Consider the following 23,184-nt stretch of genomic DNA (forward strand, 5'->3'; position numbering starts at 1 on the left):
CGGTTAACGTCCTCCTTGAGCGATCGCTCAAGATCGCTCGAAGCGGGGGAGTGGCCGTGGGACGCCACCGGGCATCCCCGTTCCCGGCCGCCGCCGGCCCGGTGTCTCCGCGGGGGAGCGCCACCGGGCCCGCGGCGCGCCGCGCAGGCGAGGAGGGGCGGGTGTGAGCGGGGAGGAGAAGTCCCGGGGGGCGCGGGACGGCAAGGGGCGGGAGACCCGCGAGAAGCTGCTCGATGGGGCCCTGCGGGCGCTCGTCGAGCACGGCATCGCCGGCGCCTCCGCGCGGACCGTCGCCGCCGCCGCCGGGGTCAACCAGGCGCTCGTCTTCTATCACTTCGGCTCCGTCGACGACCTGCTCGCCGCCGCCTGCCGGCGGGGCGCCGAGCAGCGGGTGGCCCGCCACCGCGACCGGCTCCGGGCCGTCACCTGCCTCACCGAACTGCTCGCCTTCGGGCGGGCGATGCACGTCGAGGAGCGGGACGCCGGACACGTCGCCGTCCTCGCCCAGCTGCTCGCCGGCGCCCAGACCCACCCCCGGCTCGCGCCGGCCACCGCCGCCGGGCTCGACCTGTGGGCCGAGGAGATCGAGGGCGTGCTGCGGCGGGTCCTCGCCGGCACCCCGCTGGACGGCGTCACCGACCCGGCCGGCCTCGCCCGCGCCGTCGCCGCCTCCTTCATCGGCCTCGAACTCTACGAAGGCGTCGATCCGGACGCCGCCGACGCCGCGCTCACCGCCCTGGAGCAGCTCGGCGCGCTGCTCGCCGCCGTGGACGAGCTGAACCCCGTGGCGCGGAAGGCGGTCACGTACGCGCTGCGTCGATCGGGTGGACGCGGGCGGTAGAACGCCCTCACTCGGAGTACTCCAGTCGACACGCCGGACGGTGTCCCTTTTCGTGGGGATATCGACCCGATCGACGACAGCTGGAGGCACCGTGCGGCCGGGAGGCTACGACTACGACACCTACAGCCGACTCGCCGGTCCCCTCACGGAACCGGACACGGCGGAGTACCAGGTGCAGTACACGAGTCTGCTCTCGAAGGAACCGCACCGAATACGAGCCGTCCTCCTCATGGCACTCGCGCCGCTGCTCTCCGCGGTGCTCCTCGCCTACCTGGTCTGGCCCACCCACTGGACCGTCCGCGAGGGCGACGACACCTGGCGGGTGCCGTACGACACGGTGATGCTCGTGTCGATCGGCCTCATCTGCTTCTTCATGCTGGTGAACGTCACCTCGATCGCCCACGCCACCATGGTCGCCCGCGACCCCGTCCCGGTGTACCCGGAGAAGGGCACCCGGGTCGCCTTCCTCACCACCTACGTGCCCGGCAAGGAACCCCTCGCCATGGTGCGGGCCACCCTGGAGGCCGCCGTCCGCATCCGGCACGACGGCACCCTGCACGTGTGGCTCCTCGACGAGGGCGACAGCGGCGAGGCCAAGGCCCTCTGCGCCGAACTCGGCGTCCGCCACTTCACCCGGGCCGGCGTGCCCGAGTGGAACCGGAAGAAGGGCGTCCACAAGGCGAGGACCAAGCACGGCAACTACAACGCCTGGATCGCCATGCACGGCGACGCCTACGACTGCTTCGCCTCCGTCGACACCGACCACGTCCCGCTCCCGGACTTCCTGGAGCGGATGCTCGGCTACTTCCGCGACCCCGACGTCGCCTTCGTCGTCGGCCCCCAGGTCTACGGCAACTACACCGGCGCCGTCACCAAGGCCGCCGAGTCCCAGCAGTTCCTCTTCCACGCGCTCATCCAGCGCGCCGGGAACCGCTACCGCGCCCCCATGTTCGTCGGCACCAACAACGTCGTCCGGATCTCCGCCCTCAAGCAGGTCGGCGGCCTCTACGACTCCATCACCGAGGACATGGCCACCGGCTTCGAGCTGCACCGCCGCAAGAACCCCGCCACCGGACGGCGCTGGCGCTCCGTCTACACCCCCGACGTCCTCGCCGTCGGCGAGGGCCCGGCCTCCTGGACCGACTTCTTCACCCAGCAGCTCCGCTGGTCCCGGGGGACGTACGAGACGATCCTCAAGCAGTACTGGAAGGCGCCGTTCAGCATGCCGCCCGGCCGCCTCCTCAACTACACGCTCATGCTCGTCTACTACCCCATGACGGCCGTGAACTGGCTGCTCGGCATCCTCAGCTGCGTCCTCTACCTGTGGCTCGGCGCCTCCGGCACCCAGGTCTCCTCCCAGGTCTGGCTCATGATCTACAGCGACGCCGTCGCCCTCCAGATCGGCCTCTACCTCTGGAACCGCCGCCACAACGTCTCCCCGCACGAACCCGAGGGCTCCGGCGGCCTCGCCGGCATGGTGATGTCCGCGCTCTCCGCGCCCGTCTACCTCAAGTCCCTCGGCTCCGCGCTCCTGCGCACCCGCGGCCGCTTCGTCGTCACCCCCAAGGGCGGTTCCGCCAGCCCCGACCGCGTCCTCACCTTCCGCATCCACCTCTACTGGGCGGTCGTCCTCGTCGCCTCCCTGGCGGCCTCGGTCCACTTCGACCACACCCACGCCGCCATGCGCACCTGGGCGGTCCTCGCCCTCGTCATCACGCTCGCCCCGGTCACCGTGTGGGCCTGGAGCCTGCTGCGCGACCGGCGCGCCCGGACGCTGCGCGAACGGGCCCGCGCCCGGACCCGCGACCGCCGCCTCACCATCGCCCGCACGGCGATCGAGCTGCGCACCGTACCGCCGCTGCCGCAGTTCCCGCCCCTGCCCCCGCACCCGCCCGCGACCACCGCGCCCACGACGACCGGAGGGAACTGATCCATGGCCTACCGGCCGTCCAAGAAGTTCAAGAAGACCCTGCTCGGCAGCGGCGCCGTCCTCGTCCTCGCGGCGCTCAACGCGCCCGCGGCCGTCTCCTTCGCCTCGGAGAAGTACCACGCGTACAAGATCGCCCAGCCCGGCTACAAGAAGAAGTACGGCTCCTGGGGCGGGATCTCGTTCCCCGACGGGGCCCGGATCAACGCCATCCACGCCGCCCTCCTGCACACCGGCAAGGTGCTGCTGATCGCCGGCTCCGGCAACGACCAGAAGAACTTCGACGCCGGGACCTTCGACACCGTCCTGTGGGACCCGGTGAAGAACACCTTCAAGAAGGTCCCCACCCCCGAGGACTTCTTCTGCGCCGGCCACAGCCAACTGCCCGACGGACGGCTCCTGGTGGCCGGCGGCACCGCCCGCTACGAGGTCCTCGACGGCGGGGTGACGAAGGCCGGCGGCGGCATGCGGGTGAAGAACGAGAGCCCGGACAAGGCCGTCACCCTGAAGAAGGGCACCCGCTTCCGCTCCCCGTCCGGGGTCGAGTACGTCTCCACCACCGACGTCACCGTCCCCAAGGCGAAGCGCGAGTTCGAGATCTCGTACTTCAAGAGCGGCCAGATGAAGCCGTGGAAGACGAAGGTGACCGCGGCCGAGGCCCGGGTCTTCGTCGAGGCCGTCGAGCAGGGCCCGCAGGGCCTCACCACCGAGGCCGCGCAGTACGAGGTCGTCGGCCTCAAGGGCAAGCAGGCCGACGACGTCTACGGCCTCGCCCAGAAGCTCACGACCGAGAAGCAGGACTTCCAGGGGATCAAGGCCGCCTACGAGTTCGACCCCAAGGCGGAGAAGTACGTCCCGGTCGCCCCCATGAAGGACGCCCGCTGGTACCCCACCCTGGTCGGCCTCCAGGACGGCAAGGTCCTCGCCGTCTCCGGGCTCAACGACGTCGGAGACGTCGTCCCCGGCGACAACGAGATCTACGACCCGAAGACCAAGAAGTGGACCAAGGGCCCCTTCCGCTACTTCCCCACCTACCCCTCGCTCTTCCTCACCAAGGGCGGCAAGCTCCTCTACACCGGTTCCAACGCCGGCTACGGCCCCGCCGACAAGGGCCGGGCGCCGGGCCTGTGGGACCTGAAGACCAACAAGTTCACCCCCCTGACCGGCCTCACCGACCCCGACCAGCTGGAGACCTCCGCCTCCCTGATCCTGCCCCCGGCGCAGGCGCAGAAGGTGATGGTCCTCGGCGGCGGCGGGGTGGGAGAGTCCGCCAAGTCCACCGCCCGCACCTCCATCGTCGACCTGAACACCGACAGCCCGGCCTTCCGGGACGGCCCCGCGCTCCCGCAGGGCACCCGCTACCTCAGCAGCGTGCTGCTGCCCGACGACACCGTCTTCACCACCGGCGGCTCGCGCGACTACCGGGGCCGCAGCGGCAGCGACATCCTGAAGGCGCAGTTCTACGACCCCGCCGCCAACGCCTTCGCGGCGGCGGCCGACCCCACCGTCGGCCGCAACTACCACTCGGAGGCGCTGCTGCTGCCCGACGGGCGGGTCGCCACCTTCGGCTCCGACCCGCTCTTCGACGACAAGGACAACACCAAGCTCGGCACCTTCGAGCAGCGCATCGAGGTCTTCACCCCGCCCTACCTCCACAAGGCCGGCGCCGACCGGCCGGCGCTCGGCGAGGGCCCCAGGGAGCTCGACCGCAACGGCCGGGCCACCTTCAAGACCAAGGACGCCGGCCGGATCGCCAAGGCCCGGCTGATGCGGCCCAGCGCCGTCACCCACACCACGGACGTCGAGCAGCGCTCGGTGGCGCTGGAGCTGACCAGGGGCAAGGACGGGCTCACGGTCACCGTGGACGCCCCCGAGGACCGCACCCTCGTCCCGCCCGGCTGGTACATGCTCTTCGTCACCGACGAGGCGGGCATCCCCTCCGAGGCGAAGTGGATCCAGGTCGGGGGAGCGTAGAGGAGGACGTCAGGAGCCGGCGCGGCGGGCCAGGCCGAGGGCGTACTCCGGCCACCAGGTCCCCGCGGCCGGCCCGCCCCGGCACTGCCCGTCCGAATCCCCCGGACGTTTGATCCACAGATACGCGTCCACCAGCGCGTCCCCGGTCCGGTCCGTCGGCGGCACGCCGAGGGACCGGCCCGGCGGATTGCACCAGGCCTCCGCCCGGTCCCCCGGGAGGGGGCCGGCACCGTTCCGGCTCGTGTCCACGGTGAAGTGCATCCCGCCGAGGAGCCCCGACAGGGTCGCCCCGAAGTCCCGCACCACCGAGGTCTCCTGGAAGTTCGACACGTTCAGCGAGAAGCCGTCCGCGCGGGCGATCCCGGCCCGCCGCAGCGGCTCCACCAGCTTCCCCGGGTCGTCGATCCACGCCGGGTTCCCCGCGTCCAGGTAGACCCGGGTGCCCGGCTGCCGCTTCAGCCGCTCGATCGCCTCCGAGAGCAGCACCGACCGCTCCTCGTGGTACTGCCCCGGCGTACAGCCGTCCACCATGTGCGGCACCGCGTCCGGCTCCAGGACCACCACCGCGGAGGCGTCCCCGATCGCCGAGGCGAAGGCGTCCACCCAGGCCCGGTACGCCTGCCCGTCCCGCGCCCCGCCGGCCGAGTACATCCCGCAGTCGCGGTGCGGGATGTTGTACGCCACGAAGACCGCCGTCCGGTCCTCGGCCGTCGCCCCGGACACCGCCCGCCGGATCTCCGGCGCCGGGTCGTCCCCGGCCGGCCAGTCCGCGACCGGCTGCTCCGAGATCCGCTTCAGCACCCGGGCGTCGTCGCTGCGGCCCTGCGCCTCGTACCGCCTGACCTGCTGGGCGGCGTCGCTCTCCGGGTCCACCCAGAACGGCGAACCGCCGGTCGGCGCCGGCGCCTCGCCGCTCGTCGCGGCCGGCGGGCCGACGGGGGAGCGGGCGGGCTCGTCGGAGGAGCAGCCGCTGCCGGTCAGCAGCAGGGCGGCGGCGAGGACGACGGCGGTGACGGTGGTACGGCGGGACATCCGGCCCCCAGGGTCGGCAACACGGGGCATGGCGGAACCAACGGGACGTATCGTGACATGACGGTCAGTCGACGTCCGGTTGCGACACCGCGATCCCCAGCGGCGTCCGCTCGTACAGCACCTGGTGGCCGTAACGCCGCGAGGTCAGCAGCCCCGCGTCCCGCAGCACGGAGAGGTGCGCCGAGACCGACGACGGCGCCCGCCCCAGCCGGTGCGCGAGCGCCGTCGTCCCCATCGGCTCGTCCAGCGCGCACAGCACGTCCGCCCGCACGGGCCCGAGCAGCCGCGCCAGCGCCTCCGGCGTCCGCTCCCGCGACTCCGTCCACAGCCCGCCGATGCCGCGCACCGGGTACACCACCGTCGGCTGCCACGGCTCGTCGAAACCGCTGATCACCTCCGGCCAGATGAACACCGACGGCATCAGCACCAGCCCCTGCCCGTCCAGCGCCCGCACGTGCTCCCCGCGATAGGCGCCCACCTCCAGGACCCCCGCCTCCGCGTCCCACGAGAAGGACGGGTGCAGCTCGCCGAGCAGCCGTTCCAGGCCGCCCTCCGCGAGCCGCCGCGAGTGGTACGCCACATCCGCCTCCAGGAGCGCCCGCAGGCGGGGCCACTCGGGTGCGACCAGCGCCTCCCACGCGGACCGGAGCAGCTCCGCGAGCCGCACGACGGACGCCGCGGGATCCTTGAGCAGCCGCCGCCCCTCGGCGCTCCCGGCCGCCCCCGGCGTACAGGCGAGGGCCCGTGCGAGATCCGGCCCGACCAGCGCCGGATCGACGGCCCGTACGGCGGCCAGCTCCTCCTCGAAGGCGGCGGCGGGTCCCAGTGGAGGCGGATACAGGAAGTCCGGCGAGTGCCCCCGCTCCGGCATCAGCAGCTGGAGCGGCGCGAGGTCCAGCTCCCGCGCGGCCCCGGCGATCCGCCGCAGCCACGGCAGGTGGTACCCCTGCTGCCGGGGCCGCGCGAGCACCCGCACGGCCGACTGCGTCTCCCAGAGCGGCGACACGGCGAACCGGATCCGCAGCGGATCGGACTCCCCGAAGAGCAGGTGGTAGGGCACGGCCCCTCCGGAGACGCGAAGATTCGGCTGGACCCGAAAGTCTAGGCGGGCGCGAGACCGCCCCCCAGGCTGCGGACATGGCCCCGACCGACACCCCTGCCGCCCCCGAACCCGGCACCACCGCCACGGAACCCGCCCCCGTGCCCGGCCGCGCCCCGGCCCCCGTGCCCGGCCCCGGCTCCCCGCCCGGACCCGGTCTCGGCGCCCCGCCCGTGCCCGGCCACGCCCCGGCCCCGGTGCCCGTGCCCGGCCCCGGCTCCCCGCCCGGACCCGGTCCCGGCTCCCCGGCCGTGCCTGGCCCCGCCGGCTCGGCGTCCGCCCCCGCCCCCGCCCCCGAGCCCGGCGCGCCCGCCCCCGCCGGCCCGACCCCCGGCTACCTCGCCGTCTTCCGGGTCCGGGAGTTCCGGTGGGTGTTCGGGGCGCATCTGCTCTCGCTGCTCGGGCTCGTCGTCAGCGAGATCGCGCTCACCGTCCTCGTCTACGACCTCACCCGGTCCCCGCTGCTCTCCTCCCTCACCTTCGCCCTCGGCTTCCTCCCCTACCTCCTCGGCGGCACCCTCCTCGCGGGGCTCGCCGACCGGCATCCGCCGCGCCGGGTGCTCGTCGTCTGCGACCTGGTCTGCGCCGGGGCCGTCGCGCTCATGGTGGTGCCCGCCACCCCCGTCGCCGGGCTGCTCGTGCTGCGCTGCGCCGTCGCCGCCGTCGCGCCCGTCTTCCAGGGCACCCGCATGGCGACGCTCGCCGACATCCTCGGTGACGGCGACCTCTTCGTCCTCGGCCGCTCGCTCCTGCGGATCGTCTCCCAGTCCGCCCTCCTCGCCGGCTTCGGCGTCGGCGGCGTCCTGCTCACCGTCGTCCCCGCCCGCGGCGCCATCGCGCTCACCGCCGCGACCTTCCTCCTCTCCGCCCTGCTGCTGCGCCTCGGCACCGCCCGCCGCCCGGCCCGCGCCGCCGAACGGCGCGAGGGCGTCGGCGCCACCTGGTCCCTGCTGCGCGACCGCCGGATCCGCCGGCTGATGCTGCTCTTCTGGGTGCCGCCGCTCTTCGTCGTCGTCCCCGAGGCGCTCGCCGCCCCCTACGCCGACGGGCTCGGCGTCTCCACCGTCGCCCTCGGCCTGCTCATGTGCGCCATGCCCGTCGGCACCATCGCCGGCGAGCTCCTCGCGGGCGCCCTCCTGAGCCCCGCCACCCGGGTCCGGCTCGTCGCCCCCCTCCTCCTCGCCGGCTTCCTCCCCTTCCTCGTGTACGCGCTCCGCCCCGGCCCCGTGCTCGCCGCGCTCGCGCTCGTGGCGGCCGGTGCCGCCGGCGCGTACACCCTCGGTCTCGACGCCCGCTTCGTCGCCGCCGTCCCCGAGGAGCGGCGGGGGAGGGCGATGACCCTCATGACGGCGGGCATGATGACCGTCCAGGGCGTCGGCATGGCCGGCGCGGGCCTGGTCGCCGAGTTCGTCCCCGTCCATCTGGTGGTCGTCGGCGCGGGCCTGCTCGCCGTCCTGACCCTCGGTGTCCTGCTCGCGACCGAAGAGCGAGACGGGGCTGACCGTCATGTGACCAATCGGTAAGGTCGACGCGTGCCGAAGCCGCTGAGTCTCCCGTTCGACCCCATCGCCCGCGCCGACGAGCTCTGGCAGAAGCGCTGGGGTCCGGTTCCCTCGATGGCCGCGATCACCTCGATCATGCGCGCCCACCAGATCCTCCTGGGCGAGGTGGACGCCGTGGTCAAGCCGTACGGGCTGACCTTCGCCCGGTACGAGGCGCTGGTGCTGCTCACCTTCTCCAAGGAGGGCGAGCTGACCATGTCGAAGATCGGCGAGCGGCTCATGGTCCACCCCACGTCCGTGACGAACACGGTCGACCGCCTGGTGAGGTCGGGCCTCGTCGCCAAGCGTCCCAACCCCAACGACGGGCGCGGCACCCTCGCCTCCATCACGGAGAAGGGCCGCGAGGTGGTCGAGGCGGCCACCCGCGACCTGATGGAGATGGAGTTCGGACTCGGCGCGTACGACGCCGAGGAGTGCGCCGAGATCTTCGCGATGCTCCGCCCGCTGCGGGTCGCGGCGCACGACTTCGACGAGGGCTGACCCCAGCGAAGATCGCCCCGGAACGGGCGGTTACGCTCGACGGCATGAAATCCAGCGTGCTGACCCGCTACCGCGTGATGGCGTACGTGACCGCCGTCATGCTCCTGATCCTCTGCGGCTGCATGGTCGCCAAGTACGGCTTCGACACCGGCGAGGACCTGACCTTCGCGGTCTCCCAGGCCCACGGCGTCCTGTACATCATCTACCTGGTCTTCGCCTTCGACCTGGGCTCCAAGGCCCGCTGGTCGTTCGGCAAGATCGTGTGGCTGCTGCTCTCCGGCACGATCCCCTTCGCCGCCTTCTTCGTCGAGCGCAAGGTCGTCGCCGAGGTGAAGCCGCTGGTCAGCGGCGCGCAGCCGGTTCCGGCCAACGCCTGAGACTCACCCCCGCACAACTGTGCGGGGGTTTCTCATCGACATTTACTAGGACGTCCTAGTAAATTCGAAGGCATGGACGCTGACGCCATCGAGGAAGGCCGCCGTCGCTGGCAGGCCCGTTACGACAAGGCCCGCAAGCGCGACGCGGACTTCACCACGCTCTCCGGGGACCCGGTCGAGCCGGTCTACGGGCCCCGGCCCGGGGACACGTACGAGGGGTTCGAGCGCATCGGCTGGCCCGGCGAGTACCCCTTCACCCGGGGACTCCACCCCACCGGCTACCGGGGCCGCACCTGGACCATCCGCCAGTTCGCCGGCTTCGGCAACGCCGAGCAGACCAACGAGCGGTACAAGATGATCCTCGCCGCCGGCGGCGGCGGGCTCTCGGTCGCCTTCGACATGCCCACCCTCATGGGCCGCGACTCCGACGACCCCCGCTCGCTGGGCGAGGTCGGCCACTGCGGCGTCGCCATCGACTCCGCCGCCGACATGGAGGTCCTCTTCAAGGACATCCCGCTCGGCGACGTGACCACGTCGATGACGATCTCGGGGCCCGCCGTCCCCGTCTTCTGCATGTACCTGGTCGCCGCGGAGCGCCAGGGCGTCGACCCGGCCGTGCTCAACGGCACGCTCCAGACCGACATCTTCAAGGAGTACATCGCGCAGAAGGAGTGGCTCTTCCCGCCCGAGCCGCACCTGCGCCTCATCGGCGACCTGATGGAGCACTGCGCGGCCGGCATCCCCGCCTACAAGCCGCTCTCCGTCTCCGGCTACCACATCCGCGAGGCCGGGGCGACGGCCGCGCAGGAGCTGGCGTACACCCTCGCCGACGGCTTCGGCTACGTCGAGCTCGGCCTCTCCCGCGGCCTCGACGTCGACGTCTTCGCCCCCGGCCTCTCCTTCTTCTTCGACGCGCACCTCGACTTCTTCGAGGAGATCGCGAAGTTCCGCGCGGCCCGCCGCATCTGGGCCCGCTGGATGAAGGAGGTCTACGGCGCCAAGACCGACAAGGCGCAGTGGCTCCGCTTCCACACCCAGACCGCCGGCGTCTCCCTCACCGCCCAGCAGCCGTACAACAACGTGGTGCGGACCGCGGTCGAGGCCCTCTCCGCCGTCCTCGGCGGCACCAACTCCCTCCACACCAACGCCCTCGACGAGACCCTCGCCCTCCCCAGCGAGCAGGCCGCCGAGATCGCGCTGCGCACCCAGCAGGTGCTGATGGAGGAGACCGGCGTCGCCAACGTCGCGGACCCGCTGGGCGGCTCCTGGTACGTCGAGCAGCTCACCGACCGCATCGAGGCCGACGCCGAGAAGATCTTCGACCAGATCAAGGAGCGCGGCCTGCGCGCCCACCCGGACGGGCAGCACCCGATCGGCCCGATCACCTCCGGCATCCTGCGCGGCATCGAGGACGGCTGGTTCACCGGCGAGATCGCCGAGTCCGCCTTCCGCTACCAGCAGTCCCTGGAGAAGGGCGAGAAGCGCGTCGTCGGCGTCAACGTCCACCACGGCTCGGTCACCGGCGACCTGGAGATCCTGCGGGTCAGCCACGAGGTCGAGTGGGAGCAGGTCCGGGTCCTCGGCGAGCGCAAGGGCCGGCGCGACGAGGCGAAGGTCCGCGCCTCCCTCGACGCCATGCTGGCGGCGGCCCGGGACGGCTCCAACATGATCCCGCCGATGCTCGACGCGGTCCGCGCCGAGGCCACCCTCGGCGAGATCTGCGACGTGCTCCGCGACGAGTGGGGCGTGTACGTGGAGCCCGCCGGCTTCTGAGCCGGTACGGCGACAGCACGAAGGGCCGGTACGGGACTCCGTACCGGCCCTTCGGCCGCACGCGTCAGCGGACCGAGCCCAGCACCTTCGCCGGGGTGATCCGGAGCGTCACCCGGACCCGCTCCGGCGGCAGGTCCCGATACTCCTGCCCGGCGCCCTCGCCCTCGTACTTCTCCGCCAGCGCCACCGCCAGGACCCGTCCCTCGTCCTCGGCGACCGTCGCCGAGCCGCGGATCTCCGTGTAGCGGTCCGGGTCGCGGCGGTCGAGGAGGGTGAGCGAGACCCGGGCGTCGGCCCGGACGTTCTCCACCTTGCGCCGCCCGGCCTGACTGGAGATCAGGACGTCGTCGCCGTCCCGGCCCACCCACACCACGGAGGACTGCGGGGAGCCGTCCGGCTGGATCGTGGACAGCACGGCGTGGTTCACGTCGTCGAGCAGCGCGCGTACCGCCGCCGAAAGGCGCATGTCTGTACGGGAGGTCATGCGGGCACGCTAGCCGAGCGTCGCCACCGCGCCCAGGCCGCCCATCAGCAGCGCGGAGAGCCGGTCCACCCAGGCCGCGTCCACCGGCTCGGCGCTCACCAGCGCGCGGTGCACCACGGCGCCGGCGACCACGTCGAAGATCAGGTCGTCGATGGCGTCCACGGTCACCGGGTCGGGGTCCGCGGGCAGTTCGCCGCGCTCCTGCGCCCGCCGCCGGCCGTCGAGCACCAGCCGCTTCTGGCGGTCCACGATCGAGGCGCGGATCCGCTCGCGCAGCGGGACGTCCCGCGTCGACTCGGCGACCACGGCCATCAGCGCCGTCTGGGTCTCGGGGCGCTCCAGGAGGGTCGCGAACTGGAGGACGACATGGGCGATGTCGGCCTGGAGGGAACCCAGGTCGGGCAGTTCGAGTTCATCGAAGAGGACGGCGACGGCGTCGACGACGAGTTCGTTCTTGTTGGCCCAGCGGCGGTACAGGGTGGTCTTGGCGACCCCGGCGCGGGTGGCGACGTCGCCCATCGTGAGCTTGGACCAGCCCAGCTCCACCAGGGCCGCGCGGGTCGCCTCCAGGATGGCCTCGTCGGCCTCGGTGGAGCGGGGGCGGCCGGTACGGGTGCTGCGGGGGGTGGTGCGGCTACACATGAACGACGACCATACCCGCCGGTAGGTTCGGCGCCAGAGGCCCGTGATGTGAGGCAGTTCACGGCGTACGGCTCCCCTCCGCCCAGGCCCCGGCCATTACGCTACGACCCGTAGCGAAAGGCTTTGAGCGGCCCGAGCGACAACCATGCAGGACGCCGGGTGGGGACCTGGCGAGAGGTGAGCGCCCCCGGCGGGGGGTGCTGTTCAGCCACGGCTGAACGAATCCGTGCGCGGAGGGGGGAGGATGTACTCATGCAGCCCCGAAACATGTCCATGAGCGGCGTCGTCGACCTCGCCGCGGTGAAGGCGGCCGGAGAGGCCAAGGCGAAGGCGGAGCAGGCGCGCGCCGAGGCCGCGCGCCACGGCGGGCCCGCGGCGGTGCCGCCTTCCGCCCTCGTGATCGACGTCGACGAGGCGGGCTTCGAGCGCGATGTGCTCCAGCGGTCCGCCGAGGTCCCGGTCGTCCTCGACTTCTGGGCCGAGTGGTGCGAGCCCTGCAAGCAGCTGGGCCCGCTCCTGGAGCGGCTGGCCGTGGAGTACGACGGCCGTTTCCTCCTCGCGAAGATCGACGTCGACGCCAATCAGATGCTGATGCAGCAGTTCGGCATCCAGGGAATTCCGGCCGTTTTCGCGGTCGTCGCCGGCCAGGCGCTGCCCCTCTTCCAGGGCGCGGTGCCGGAGGCCCAGATCCGCGAGACCCTCGACCAGCTGATCCAGATCGGCGAGGAGCGGTTCGGTTTGACCGGTCTGACCGTGGACACCGGCGCCGAGGGCGCCGAGCCCGCCGACCGGCAGGTCGCCGGCCCGTACGACGCCCTCCTGGAGGCGGCCGCGACCGCGCTGGACGCGGGCGACATGGCCGGCGCGGTGCAGGCGTACAAGAACGTCCTCGCCGACGACCCGGAGCACCCCGAGGCCAAGCTGGGCCTCGCCCAGGCGGAACTGCTCGGCCGGGTGCAGGGCATGGACCCGCAGACGGTCCGGAAGAACGCGGCGGACAACCCGGCGGACGTCGCCGCGCAGATCGCCGCCGCCGACCTGGACCTGGTGGGCGGTCACGTCCAGGACGCCTTCGGGCGGCTCGTGGAGACCGTGCGCCGCACCTTCGGCGACGACCGGGACGCGGCGCGGCTGCGGCTCCTGGAGCTGTTCGAGGTCATCGGCCCGGAGGACCCGCGGGTGATCGCGGCCCGCCAGGCGCTGGCCCGGGTGCTGTTCTGACCCCTGAATTCCGGGGCAGGGACTAAGCGCCTGCTCAGAGCGGGAAAAGCCGCCGGATCGTCCGGCGATTTGGCGACACGGTGACAAGTGGCGGCCGCGCTTTACCAAATCTTGATAAACGCGGCCGCTGTTACTTGCAGTAAATCGAACCCGTGGGTCTGTCCGGGTTCGCCTTCACATAAGCGGATTTTCCGCACCACGCACCCCCACCCTGCGTACCCGGGTGGCGGCATCGCGCCATGGCGTGGTCACGCATCCGTTACTAGCGAGTAATGAACCCCTTGTGCGGGCGCCGGGAATGGACCACGATCGGCCACGCTCGGTCCGAACCGCACGCCCCGGCAACCGCCAGGACGCACGGCGAGGGTCCCCACCGGGCGGACCGGACGCCCCAGGCGACCGGTCATCGGACAGGGGGGTTCCTGCTCCCACCGGGCAGGACCTGTCCACCGGGCCGTGCGCACGCGCGGCACATGGTTGTCGCTCGGGGGTGATCGCCGGTGATTCGGACGCGCGTCGCGCCTCCTGACGCTTCGGCGCTCTCCTTCCCGAGGACGTAGCTCTTCTCCCATCCCAGGCCGGGCCCCGGGCCCTCCTGGAGATGTACGTCCGAGAAGGAGGATTCTCATGAAGTCCCAGGTTCGTGGCGGGACCAGATGGAAGCGTTTCGCCGTCGTCATGGTCCCGAGCCTGGCGGCCACGGCCGCGATCGGTGTCGGCCTGGCCCAGGGTGCGCTCGCCGCGTCCTTCGCGATCTCCGGCCAGGAGTTCAAGGTCGCGACGGACAAGCTCGAAGGCACCCAGTTCGTCCAGTACGGCAGTGTCAACAAGGCCAAGGACCTCAAGGGCGAGCCGTTCGCCGCCCCGGTCGCGGTCTCCGGCTTCGACACGGCCAAGATCACCAACATGTGCCAGTCCGTCGTCACCCCCGTCCCGGGCCTGGGGAACATCACCCTGCGCCTGGAGGCCGGTAACGAGGGGACCAAGGTCGAGGCCGAGGAGCTCTACCTCGACGTCTCGTACCTCGACGCCGACGCCGAGTTCTCGAACATCGACATCGGCATCGCGGCGGGCGCCCTCGACCACGGCCCCGACGGCAAGCCGTCCGGCCGCCAGGGCATCCAGCCCAACACCCAGGCCAGCCCGTACGGCTTCGCCCAGCGCGCCGAGACCGCGACGCTGACCAACGTCAAGCAGAAGGCGTGGGCCACCACGGCCGGCACCTTCAAGCTCCCTGACCTGAACCTGTCCCTGCACCGGGGCACGGACAAGGAGTGCTTCCAGGGCTGACCTGGTCCTGCGGGGTGCGGGCCGTTCCGGCGGCCCGCACCTTCACCGGGGCCGCCCCGGTCTTCTCACTTTCTCAGCAACACCGCTTCCAGGGAGCTGTTTTCCATGAGCGCCGAGACCCCTGCCTCCCACGAAGTCCGCAAGGAGAACCGGTTCAAGGTCTGGCGGCAGACCCGGCCCTTCTGGGCGGGCCTGTTCACCATCTTCGCCAGCCTGCCGATCGCCTACCTCCCGTACGGAGACGTGCGACTCGGCAACATGACCCTGGCCATGGCCACGACCGCCGGAGCCGGTGCGCTGATCATCGGCGTCCTGCTCTTCACACTCGGCCTCACGATGTGGTTCCAGCCCGTCGTCCGGGTCTTCGCGGGTGTCGCGACGATCGTGCTCGGCCTGGTCTCCATCCCCGTGTCGAACTTCGGCGGTCTCGTCATCGGGTTCTTGTTCAGCCTCATCGGCGGCGGCATGTCCGCGGCCTGGGCACCCGCCCCGCCGGTCGAGGAGACCGACGACGCGGAGCACGACGGTGAGCCGGTGGCCTCCGAGGAGACCGCGTACGCCCCCGAGGCCGGGACCGAGGCCGTGATGGCGGCCGGAGTCCCCGAGCAGGCGCACGGACCGGCGACCGACACGACGATCGACGCCAACGGCGGGAGGAACAGTGCGGGGTGACGAGACCCAGCAGGGCCTCGGGAGGAGCGGACCGCGCCACGCGGCCCCTCGCAAGACGCTGCTGAACAGGATCCAGGGCCCGGCGGGCAAGGCGATGGCGCTCGCCGCCATGCCCACCGCGGTGCTCATGGGCATGGGCCTCGCGCCCAGTCCCGCGCTCGCCGACGAGAAGGACGTCCCCTTCGCGCCCGGCCCCTGTGTGACCCGCTCCGACGAGCCGGTGGCGGAGGAGACGACGGCCACGCCCACGGCGAAGGCCACCGAGACCGCGAAGCCGGAGCCGACCGCGACGGCCACGGCCACCGAGCCGGCCGAGCCGACCGGGGAGCCGACGGCGACCCCGTCCGCGACCGCCACGCCCACCGCGACGGCGAGCCCGTCCGCCACCACGGCGGTCCAGGGCGGCGCCCAGGCGGCGGCCGCCGAGGCGGCGCCCACCGCCACCGCCACGGCCACGCCCACGCCCACGAAGTCGGTCAACCCGCTCGACCCGCTGGGAGTCGGCGACGCCCTCAAGGACTTCTTCGGCGGGCTCGCCCCGGAGCAGGAGCCCACGGCGACCCCGACCGCGACTCCGACCCCGACGCCTTCGGCGACGACGGCCGCCCCGCAGCAGAAGGCGGCCGCGGCGGACGAGACGCAGGCCCCGGCCACCGAGGCGCCCGCCCCGAAGACCGACACCGCGAAGTCCGACACCACGAAGACCGACACCGCGAAGTCCGGTACGACGGACACGACGGCAGCGGACACGAAGGCCGAAGAGACCAAGGCCGCCATCAAGGAGGCCGCGGAGAAGGCCGGCGTGGAGGTCCAGGAGCTGCCGAAGAGCGCGCAGGGCCTGGAGGCCAAGCCGGACACGGACATACCCGACGGCGCCAAGCCCCGATTCCCGTGCCCCGAGCGCGACGACGCGGCGCTCGCCGCCGCCGAGGTCGAGCCCGGCATCCCGCTGCTGCCGGACGAGCCGTGGCGCCTGGAGTCCTCGCTGCTCACGCTCAGCGGCCTGAAGTACCACGGCATCGTCGAGGTGAAGACGTACGGCGGCAAGGTCAAGAAGGTCCTGAAGTTCACGGCGACCTACGTCGGGATCAAGGACCTGCACCAGATCACCGAGCACTCCGAGGGGCGTGAGGCCCACGTCCGCTCCAAGCGCGGTTCGACCTCCACGATCACCGACGGCACGGTGACGATGTACACGGAGGAGCTGAAGGGCAACCTCCTCGGCATCATCCCGATCACCTTCGGCCCCGAGTCCCCGCCGCCGCTGGACCTCCCGGCCGTCTTCTTCAGCAACGTCAAGCTCAAGCAGGCCGGCCAGTTCGGCGGAACCCTCAAGGTCGAGGACCTCCGCAACACCATCGAGCCGAGCTGACCCCGAACCACTCCGGGAGCCGCACACGACGACGGCCTCTCCTCCCAGCCGGGAGGAGAGGCCGTCGTCGTGTCACGGCGTCAGCGGCGAGGCGTCAGGCGCCCTCGCCGCCGCCCAGGTGGTGGACGCGGACCATGTTGGTGGTGCCGGGGACGCCGGGCGGGGAGCCGGCGGTGATGATCATGGTGTCGCCCGCGTTGTAGCGCTGGAGCTTGAGGAGCTCGGCGTCGACGAGGTCGACCATCGCGTCGGTGTTGTCGACGAAGGGGACGAGGAAGGACTCGACGCCCCAGCTCAGGGTGAGCTGGTTGCGGGTGCCCTCGTCGGTGGTGAAGGCGAGGATCGGCTGCTGGGTGCGGTAGCGGGAGAGGCGGCGGGCGGTGTCGCCGGACTGGGTGAAGGCGATGAGGGCCTTGCCGTCCAGGAAGTCGGCGATCTCGCAGGCCGCGCGGGCGACGGAGCCGCCCTGGGTGCGGGGCTTCTTGCCGGGGACCAGGGGCTGGAGGCCCTTGGAGAGGAGCTCCTCCTCGGCCGCGGCGACGATCTTCGACATCGTCTTGACGGTCTCGATCGGGTAGGCGCCCACGCTCGACTCGGCGGAGAGCATGACCGCGTCCGCGCCGTCCAGGATCGCGTTGGCGACGTCGCTCGCCTCGGCGCGGGTCGGACGGGAGTTGGTGATCATCGACTCCATCATCTGGGTGGCGACGATGACCGGCTTGGCGTTGCGGCGGCACATCTCGACGAGGCGCTTCTGCACCATCGGGACGCGTTCGAGGGGGTACTCGACGGCGAGGTCGCCGCGGGCGACCATGACCGCGTCGAAGGCGGCGACGACCTCGGCCATGTTCTCGACGGCCTGCGGCTTCTCGACCTTGGCGATGACGGGGACCCGGCGGCCCTCCTCGTCCATCACCTTGTGGACGTCCTTGACGTCGGCGGCGTCGCGGACGAAGGAGAGGGCGACCATGTCGCAGCCCATCCGGAGGGCGAAGCGGAGGTCCTCGACGTCCTTCTCGGAGAGGGCCGGGACGTTGACCGCCGCACCGGGCAGGTTGATGCCCTTGTGGTCGGAGATCACGCCGCCCTCGATGACGACGGTCTTGACCCGGGGGCCCTCGACCTCGACGACCCGCAGCTCGACGTTGCCGTCGTTGATGAGGACCTGGTCGCCCTTGGAGACGTCGCCCGGGAGGCCCTTGTAGGTGGTGCCGCAGATGGACTTGTCGCCGGGGACGTCCTCCGTGGTGATGGTGAACTCGTCCCCTCGGACCAGCTCGACCGGACCCTCGGCGAAGGTCTCCAGACGGATCTTGGGGCCCTGGAGGTCGGCCAGCACACCGATGGCGCGGCCGGTGTCGGCGGCGGCCTTGCGGAGACGGTCGTACCGCTCCTGGTGCTCTGCCTGGGTTCCGTGGCTCATGTTGAAACGGGCCACGTTCATACCGGCCTCGATGAGAGCCTTCAGCTGCTCGTACGAGTCGACGGCGGGGCCCAGCGTGCAGACGATTTTGGAACGGCGCATGAGGCGGATCCTATCGGTTTGTTTCACTGCGGAATATTCCGGCTGGCGGAAAGTACAAATGGGCGCGGGCCCGCTCAGGCGTTTGTCGTTCGAGTAACTTTTTCGGCCACCGGATCCGCGCCCGTCAGGGCGAAGGTCTGGCGGGCGATCTCCAGTTCCTCGTCGGTGGGCACCACGGCCACCGCGACCCGGGCGTACTCGGGCGAGATGATCCGCGGTTCGCCGGACCGTACGGCGTTGAGGTCCGCGTCCACCGCGAGGCCCAGCTCCTCCAGGCCGGCGATGGCCGCCTCCCGCACCGGCGCCGCGTTCTCGCCCACGCCGGCGGTGAAGACGACCGCGTCGACGCGCCCGAGGACCGCGTAGTACGCGCCGATGTACTTCTTCAGGCGGTGGACGTAGATGTCGAAGGCGAGCGCGGCCCGCGCGTCGCCCTCGTCGACCCGGCGCCGGATCTCGCGCATGTCGTTGTCGCCGCAGAGGCCGACGAGGCCCGACTTCTTGTTGAGGAGGACGTCGATCTCGTCGGCGTCCATGCCCGCCACCCGCTTGAGGTGGAAGGTGACCGCCGGGTCGATGTCGCCGGAGCGGGTGCCCATGACCAGGCCCTCCAGCGGCGTCAGGCCCATGGAGGTGTCCACGCAGCGGCCGCCGCGGACCGCCGAGGCGGAGGCGCCGTTGCCGAGGTGGAGCACGATCACGTTCACCTCCTCGGGCTCCTTGCCGAGCAGCTTCGCCGTCGCCCGGGAGACGTAGGCGTGCGAGGTGCCGTGGAAGCCGTAGCGGCGGATCCGGTGGGCGTCGGCGGTCTCCACGTCGATCGCGTACCGCGCCGCCGCCTCCGGCATCGTGGTGTGGAAGGCGGTGTCGAAGACCGCGACCTGCGGCAGGTCGGGGCGCAGCGCCATCGCGGTGCGGATGCCGAGCAGGTTCGCCGGGTTGTGCAGCGGCGCCACCGGCACCAGCCGTTCGATCTCGGCGACGACCTCCTCGTCGATGACGGTCGGTTCGGTGAAGCGCAGCCCGCCGTGCACCACCCGGTGGCCGATCGCGGCCAGTTCGGGGGAGTCCAGGCCGAGGCCGTCCGCCGCCAGCTCCGCGGCGACCGCCTTCAGCGCGGCCGCGTGGTCGGGGATCGGGCCGGTCCGCTCGCGCGGCGCGCTCCCGCCGCCCAGGAGCGGGGTGTGGGCGAGCCGGGAGGTCTCCTCGCCGATCCGCTCGACGAGCCCCTGGGCTAGCCTGCCGTCGCTCATGTCGAGGAGCTGGTACTTCACCGACGAGGAGCCGGAGTTGAGGACGAGGACGCGGGTGGGGGTGCCGGTCATGCGGGGAGCTCCTGAGCCGGGGTCGGAACCTGGGACTGGCCCTGTGACGGGATCTGGGACTGGATCGCGGTGATGGCGACCGTGTTGACGATGTCGCTGACGAGGGCGCCGCGCGAGAGGTCGTTGACGGGCTTGCGCAGGCCCTGGAGGACCGGTCCGACGGCGATGGCGCCGGCCGAGCGCTGGACCGCCTTGTAGGTGTTGTTGCCGGTGTTGAGGTCCGGGAAGATCAGCACGGTCGCCTGGCCCGCCACCTCCGAGTCCGGCAGCTTGGTGGCGGCCACGGAGGGCTCGACGGCGGCGTCGTACTGGATCGGGCCCTCGATCCGCAGCTCCGGGTGGGCCTCGCGGACGAGCTTGGTCGCCTCGCGCACCTTGTCGACGTCGGCGCCGGAGCCGGAGGTGCCGGTGGAATACGAGAGCATCGCGATCCGCGGTTCGACGCCGAAGCGGGCCGCGGTGGCCGCCGACTGGACCGCGATGTCCGCGAGCTGCTCGGCGTTCGGGTCCGGGTTGACGGCGCAGTCGCCGTACACGAGCACCTTGTCGGCGAGGCACATGAAGAAGACCGAGGAGACGATCGACGCCTCCGGCTTCGTCTTGATGATCTCGAAGGCGGGGCGGATGGTCGCGGCGGTGGAGTGGACCGCGCCGGAGACCATGCCGTCGGCGAGGCCCTCCTGGACCATCAGGGTGCCGAAGTAGTTCACGTCCGAGACGACGTCGTACGCGAGCTCCACGGTGACGCCCTTGTGGGCGCGGAGCGCCGCGTACTGCTGGGCGAAGGCGTCGCGCAGCTCGGAGGTCTGCGGGTCGATCAGCTGGGTGTCGCGCAGGTCCACGCTGAGGTCGGCGGCCTTCTTGCGGATGGCCTCGATGTCGCCGAGGAGGGTGAGGTCGCAGACGTCGCGGCGCAGCAGCACGTCGGCGGCGCGCAGCACCCGCTCCTCGGTGCCCTCGGGGAGGACCACCCGGCGGCGGTCGGCGCGGGCCTGCTCCAGGAGCTCGTGCTCGAACATCATCGGGGTGACCCGGCCGCTGGGCGCCACCGAGATCCGCTTGAGCAGGTCGGCGGTGTCCACGTGCCGCTCGAAGAGGCCGAGCGCGGTCTCCGCCTTGCGGGGGGTGGCGGCGTTGAGCTTGCCCTCCAGGGCGAAGAGCTCCGCGGCGGTGGGGAAGCTGTTGCCGGCGACGGAGATGACCGGGGTGCCGGGCGCGAGCCGGGCGGCCAGGGTGAGGACCGCGTCGGTGGGCCGCTCGTCGAGGGTGAGCAGGACGCCCGCGATCGGGGGCGTACCGGCCGAGTGGGCGGCGAGCGCGCCGACGACCAGGTCGGCGCGGTCCCCGGGGGTGACGACGAGGCAGCCGGGGGTCAGCGCGCCCAGGAAGTTCGGCAGCATCGCGCCGCCGAAGACGAAGTCCAGGGCGTCGCGGGCGAGGCCGGCGTCGTCGCCGAGGACGACGGTGGCGCCGAGCGCGTGGGTGATCTGGGCGACCGTCGGAGCGGCGAGGGCCGGCTCGTCGGGGAGGACGTAGCAGGGGACGGGGAGCCGGGCGGCCAGCCGGTCGGCGATGGCCTCGCGGTCCTCGCCGGCGACCCGGTTGACGACCATGGCGAGGACGTCGCAGCCGAGGCCGTCGTAGGCGCGGAAGGCGTTGCGGGCCTCGGCGCGGACGGACTCGGCGGGCTGGCCCTTGCCGCCGACGACCGGGATGACGGAGGCGCCGAACTCGTTCGCCAGGCGGGCGTTGAGGGCCAGTTCGTCGGGGACCTGGGTGCCGGCGAAGTCGGTGCCGAGGACGAGGACGACCTCGTAGTCGCGGGCGACCGCGTGGAAGCGGTCGACCAGCCGGGAGAGCAGCTCGTCGGTGCCCTGCTCGGCCTGGAGCGCGGAGGCCTCGTGGTAGTCCATGCCGTAGACCGTGGACGGGTCCTGGGTGAGGCGGTAGCGGGTGCGCAGCAGGTCGAAGAGGCGGTCGGGGCCGTCGTGCACCAGTGGACGGAACACCCCCACCCGGTCCACCTGTCGGGTGAGGAGCTCCATGACTCCCAGCTCGACGACCTGGCGGCCGTCCCCGCGGTCGATCCCGGTCACGTACACACTGCGCGTCACGCCGCGGTCTCCTGTCCCGTCCTGCGGAAGGGGCCCGTCCCGTGGGAGGGCCGTCCTGCGCGAGGGCCCGGCCCGTCCTCGGGCCCGGCCCTCGACCTTCGTCAACCCTCGGCCCCGGAAAGGCACCGATAGGGTGGCATTACCCCCTTGACAATACCCCTGCACCTGGGTACGCCGCCCGCCGTACGAAGGCCCCACTCCAGGGGACGAAAGACCCCCGGACGGACCCGTCCCCGCCGCGCGCCGAGCGGCGGCACAGGGCCCTGGCGGATCCGTCGTGTGAGAATCGGAAACGGCTCAAGGAAGCGGGCCGACGGCTCAGGCAACGGGTCAACGGCTCACACGGAACCTCGATCGAGCAGGAGACACAGCACGATGCGCATCGGAGTCCTCACCGCAGGCGGCGACTGCCCCGGCCTGAACGCAGTGATCCGGTCGGTCGTGCACCGGGCCGTCACCCACTACGGGGACGAGGTCATCGGCTTCGAGGACGGCTACGCCGGACTCCTCGACGGCCGCTACCGCCCGCTCGACCTCAACGCCGTCAGCGGCATCCTCGCCCGCGGCGGCACCATCCTCGGCTCCTCCCGCCTGGAGCGCGACCGCTTCGCCGCCGCCTGCGACAACGCCAAGGCGCTCGTCGAGAAGAGCGGCTTCGACGCGCTCGTCCCGATCGGCGGCGAGGGCACGCTGACCGCCGCCCGGATGCTCTCCGACGCGGGCGTGCCGGTCGTCGGCGTCCCCAAGACCATCGACAACGACATCTCGTCCACCGACCGCACCTTCGGCTTCGACACCGCCGTCGGCGTCGCCACCGAGGCGATGGACCGGCTGAAGACCACCGCCGAGTCGCACCAGCGGGTGATGGTCGTCGAGGTGATGGGCCGTCACGCCGGCTGGATCGCGCTGGAGTCCGGCATGGCCGGCGGCGCCCACGGCATCTGCCTCCCGGAGCGGCCCTTCGACCCGGCCGACCTCGTCAAGATGGTCGAGGAGCGCTTCGCCCGCGGCAAGAAGTTCGCGGTCATCTGCGTCGCCGAGGGCGCGCACCCGGCCGAGGGCACGATGGACTACGGCAAGGGCGAGATCGACCAGTTCGGCCACGAGCGCTTCCAGGGCATCGGCACGGCCCTCGCGTACGAGCTGGAGCGGCGCCTCGGCAAGGAGGCCCGGCCGGTCATCCTCGGCCACGTCCAGCGCGGCGGCACGCCCACCGCGTACGACCGCGTCCTCGCCACCCGCTTCGGCTGGCACGCGGTGGAGGCCGTGCACCGCGGCGAGTTCGGCAACATGACGGCGCTGCGCGGCACCGACGTGAAGATGGTGCCGCTCGCCGAGGCCATCACCCGGCTCAAGACGGTCCCCGCGGACCGCATCCGCGAGGCCGAGTCGGTCTTCTGACCGCCCGCGACGCGACGACGGAGGTCCCGCCCGGCGGGACCTCCGTCGTCTGTTCTCCGGGTCCTAGGGCCTG

19 protein-coding genes are annotated in these 23,184 nt (G+C 72.1%); 12 read left to right on the plus strand and 7 right to left on the minus strand.

What is annotated here, in order from left to right:
* Positions 1-163 precede the first annotated feature (163 nt).
* From AB0E19_RS17285 to AB0E19_RS17295, 3 genes are all read left to right on the plus strand, one after another.
* Positions 164-841, plus strand: a complete 678-nt coding sequence (locus AB0E19_RS17285; RefSeq protein ID WP_362180051.1) for a TetR/AcrR family transcriptional regulator — start codon at positions 164-166, stop codon at positions 839-841.
* A gap of 91 nt (positions 842-932) precedes the next feature.
* Positions 933-2,771, plus strand: a complete 1,839-nt coding sequence (locus AB0E19_RS17290; RefSeq protein WP_362180054.1) for a cellulose synthase catalytic subunit — start codon at positions 933-935, stop codon at positions 2,769-2,771.
* Between the two features lie 3 nt (positions 2,772-2,774).
* Positions 2,775-4,742, plus strand: coding sequence for a kelch motif-containing protein (locus tag AB0E19_RS17295; RefSeq protein WP_362180057.1), 1,968 nt, complete (start codon positions 2,775-2,777; stop codon positions 4,740-4,742).
* 9 nt (positions 4,743-4,751) lie between these two features.
* Here AB0E19_RS17295 and AB0E19_RS17300 read toward each other — a convergent pair whose 3' ends face one another.
* Both AB0E19_RS17300 and AB0E19_RS17305 read right to left on the minus strand, forming a co-directional pair.
* A complete protein-coding gene (locus AB0E19_RS17300) occupies positions 4,752-5,774 on the minus strand; it encodes a glycoside hydrolase family 6 protein (protein ID WP_362180060.1) in 1,023 nt (340 codons plus the stop codon).
* 64 nt (positions 5,775-5,838) lie between these two features.
* Positions 5,839-6,834 carry a DUF5937 family protein gene (locus AB0E19_RS17305; protein WP_362180063.1) on the minus strand — a complete coding sequence of 332 codons (996 nt, stop codon included), beginning with the start codon at positions 6,832-6,834 and terminating at the stop codon, positions 5,839-5,841.
* A 77-nt stretch (positions 6,835-6,911) separates the two neighbouring features.
* Between AB0E19_RS17305 and AB0E19_RS17310 the strand changes: the two genes are divergently transcribed.
* The 4 genes from AB0E19_RS17310 (at position 6,912) to AB0E19_RS17325 (ending at position 11,065) form a co-directional block, all read left to right on the plus strand.
* On the plus strand, positions 6,912-8,396 hold the full coding sequence (locus tag AB0E19_RS17310) for an MFS transporter (RefSeq protein WP_362180066.1): 1,485 nt from the start codon (positions 6,912-6,914) through the stop codon (positions 8,394-8,396).
* A 9-nt stretch (positions 8,397-8,405) separates the two neighbouring features.
* Positions 8,406-8,915: a MarR family transcriptional regulator gene (locus AB0E19_RS17315; RefSeq protein WP_362180069.1), complete on the plus strand. Its 510-nt coding sequence runs from the start codon at positions 8,406-8,408 to the stop codon at positions 8,913-8,915.
* A 44-nt stretch (positions 8,916-8,959) separates the two neighbouring features.
* Positions 8,960-9,292 carry a DUF3817 domain-containing protein gene (locus tag AB0E19_RS17320; protein ID WP_362180072.1) on the plus strand — a complete coding sequence of 111 codons (333 nt, stop codon included), beginning with the start codon at positions 8,960-8,962 and terminating at the stop codon, positions 9,290-9,292.
* 72 nt (positions 9,293-9,364) lie between these two features.
* The gene (locus tag AB0E19_RS17325) at positions 9,365-11,065 is read left to right on the plus strand and encodes a methylmalonyl-CoA mutase family protein (RefSeq protein ID WP_362180075.1); all 1,701 of its coding nucleotides are present in this window, start codon (positions 9,365-9,367) and stop codon (positions 11,063-11,065) included.
* Positions 11,066-11,129: 64 nt separating this feature from the next.
* Here AB0E19_RS17325 and AB0E19_RS17330 read toward each other — a convergent pair whose 3' ends face one another.
* Together AB0E19_RS17330 and AB0E19_RS17335 are read right to left on the minus strand one after the other, a co-directional pair.
* On the minus strand, positions 11,130-11,549 hold the full coding sequence (locus tag AB0E19_RS17330; protein ID WP_362180077.1) for a PPOX class F420-dependent oxidoreductase: 420 nt from the start codon (positions 11,547-11,549) through the stop codon (positions 11,130-11,132).
* 9 nt (positions 11,550-11,558) lie between these two features.
* Positions 11,559-12,191, minus strand: coding sequence for a TetR/AcrR family transcriptional regulator (locus tag AB0E19_RS17335; RefSeq protein WP_360602037.1), 633 nt, complete (start codon positions 12,189-12,191; stop codon positions 11,559-11,561).
* Positions 12,192-12,443: 252 nt separating this feature from the next.
* Here AB0E19_RS17335 and AB0E19_RS17340 point away from each other — a divergent pair, with 252 nt between their 5' ends.
* From AB0E19_RS17340 to AB0E19_RS17355, 4 genes are all read left to right on the plus strand, one after another.
* Positions 12,444-13,412: a tetratricopeptide repeat protein gene (locus AB0E19_RS17340; protein ID WP_362180082.1), complete on the plus strand. Its 969-nt coding sequence runs from the start codon at positions 12,444-12,446 to the stop codon at positions 13,410-13,412.
* Between the two features lie 627 nt (positions 13,413-14,039).
* The gene (locus AB0E19_RS17345) at positions 14,040-14,702 is read left to right on the plus strand and encodes a DUF6230 family protein (protein ID WP_362180085.1); all 663 of its coding nucleotides are present in this window, start codon (positions 14,040-14,042) and stop codon (positions 14,700-14,702) included.
* A gap of 105 nt (positions 14,703-14,807) precedes the next feature.
* The gene (locus AB0E19_RS17350; RefSeq protein ID WP_362180088.1) at positions 14,808-15,374 is read left to right on the plus strand and encodes a DUF6114 domain-containing protein; all 567 of its coding nucleotides are present in this window, start codon (positions 14,808-14,810) and stop codon (positions 15,372-15,374) included.
* A complete protein-coding gene (locus tag AB0E19_RS17355; RefSeq protein ID WP_362180091.1) occupies positions 15,364-16,746 on the plus strand; it encodes a hypothetical protein in 1,383 nt (460 codons plus the stop codon). The genes AB0E19_RS17350 and AB0E19_RS17355 overlap by 11 nt, the downstream gene beginning before the upstream one ends.
* Before the next feature lie 94 nt (positions 16,747-16,840).
* Here the strand turns inward: AB0E19_RS17355 and pyk are convergent, their stop codons facing one another.
* The 3 genes from pyk to pta form a co-directional block, all read right to left on the minus strand.
* Positions 16,841-18,271 carry a pyruvate kinase gene (gene pyk / locus AB0E19_RS17360; RefSeq protein ID WP_362180094.1) on the minus strand — a complete coding sequence of 477 codons (1,431 nt, stop codon included), beginning with the start codon at positions 18,269-18,271 and terminating at the stop codon, positions 16,841-16,843.
* Between the two features lie 74 nt (positions 18,272-18,345).
* The gene (locus AB0E19_RS17365) at positions 18,346-19,596 is read right to left on the minus strand and encodes an acetate kinase (RefSeq protein WP_362180097.1); all 1,251 of its coding nucleotides are present in this window, start codon (positions 19,594-19,596) and stop codon (positions 18,346-18,348) included.
* Positions 19,593-21,710: a phosphate acetyltransferase gene (gene pta / locus AB0E19_RS17370; protein ID WP_362180100.1), complete on the minus strand. Its 2,118-nt coding sequence runs from the start codon at positions 21,708-21,710 to the stop codon at positions 19,593-19,595. Before pta ends, AB0E19_RS17365 begins: the two co-directional genes overlap by 4 nt.
* A 375-nt stretch (positions 21,711-22,085) precedes the next feature.
* Here pta and AB0E19_RS17375 point away from each other — a divergent pair, with 375 nt between their 5' ends.
* The gene (locus AB0E19_RS17375; RefSeq protein WP_360602021.1) at positions 22,086-23,111 is read left to right on the plus strand and encodes a 6-phosphofructokinase; all 1,026 of its coding nucleotides are present in this window, start codon (positions 22,086-22,088) and stop codon (positions 23,109-23,111) included.
* Positions 23,112-23,184: the final 73 nt, after the last annotated feature.

The organism is Streptomyces sp. NPDC047974 (genome assembly GCF_040653375.1).
GTDB lineage: Bacteria > Actinomycetota > Actinomycetes > Streptomycetales > Streptomycetaceae > Streptomyces.

What these genes read in the sequence shown, in the direction of transcription:
- AB0E19_RS17345 (WP_362180085.1), top strand. Translation starts at nt 14,040, where the DNA reads ATGAAGTCCCAGGTTCGTGGCGGGACCAGATGGAAGCGTTTCGCCGTC.
- AB0E19_RS17365 (WP_362180097.1), bottom strand. Translation starts at nt 19,596, where the DNA reads ATGACCGGCACCCCCACCCGCGTCCTCGTCCTCAACTCCGGCTCCTCG.
- AB0E19_RS17310 (WP_362180066.1), top strand. Translation starts at nt 6,912, where the DNA reads ATGGCCCCGACCGACACCCCTGCCGCCCCCGAACCCGGCACCACCGCC.
- AB0E19_RS17350 (WP_362180088.1), top strand. Translation starts at nt 14,808, where the DNA reads ATGAGCGCCGAGACCCCTGCCTCCCACGAAGTCCGCAAGGAGAACCGG.
- AB0E19_RS17325 (WP_362180075.1), top strand. Translation starts at nt 9,365, where the DNA reads ATGGACGCTGACGCCATCGAGGAAGGCCGCCGTCGCTGGCAGGCCCGT.
- AB0E19_RS17375 (WP_360602021.1), top strand. Translation starts at nt 22,086, where the DNA reads ATGCGCATCGGAGTCCTCACCGCAGGCGGCGACTGCCCCGGCCTGAAC.
- AB0E19_RS17340 (WP_362180082.1), top strand. Translation starts at nt 12,444, where the DNA reads ATGCAGCCCCGAAACATGTCCATGAGCGGCGTCGTCGACCTCGCCGCG.
- AB0E19_RS17330 (WP_362180077.1), bottom strand. Translation starts at nt 11,549, where the DNA reads ATGACCTCCCGTACAGACATGCGCCTTTCGGCGGCGGTACGCGCGCTG.
- AB0E19_RS17295 (WP_362180057.1), top strand. Translation starts at nt 2,775, where the DNA reads ATGGCCTACCGGCCGTCCAAGAAGTTCAAGAAGACCCTGCTCGGCAGC.
- AB0E19_RS17300 (WP_362180060.1), bottom strand. Translation starts at nt 5,774, where the DNA reads ATGTCCCGCCGTACCACCGTCACCGCCGTCGTCCTCGCCGCCGCCCTG.
- pyk (WP_362180094.1), bottom strand. Translation starts at nt 18,271, where the DNA reads ATGCGCCGTTCCAAAATCGTCTGCACGCTGGGCCCCGCCGTCGACTCG.
- AB0E19_RS17335 (WP_360602037.1), bottom strand. Translation starts at nt 12,191, where the DNA reads ATGTGTAGCCGCACCACCCCCCGCAGCACCCGTACCGGCCGCCCCCGC.
- AB0E19_RS17320 (WP_362180072.1), top strand. Translation starts at nt 8,960, where the DNA reads ATGAAATCCAGCGTGCTGACCCGCTACCGCGTGATGGCGTACGTGACC.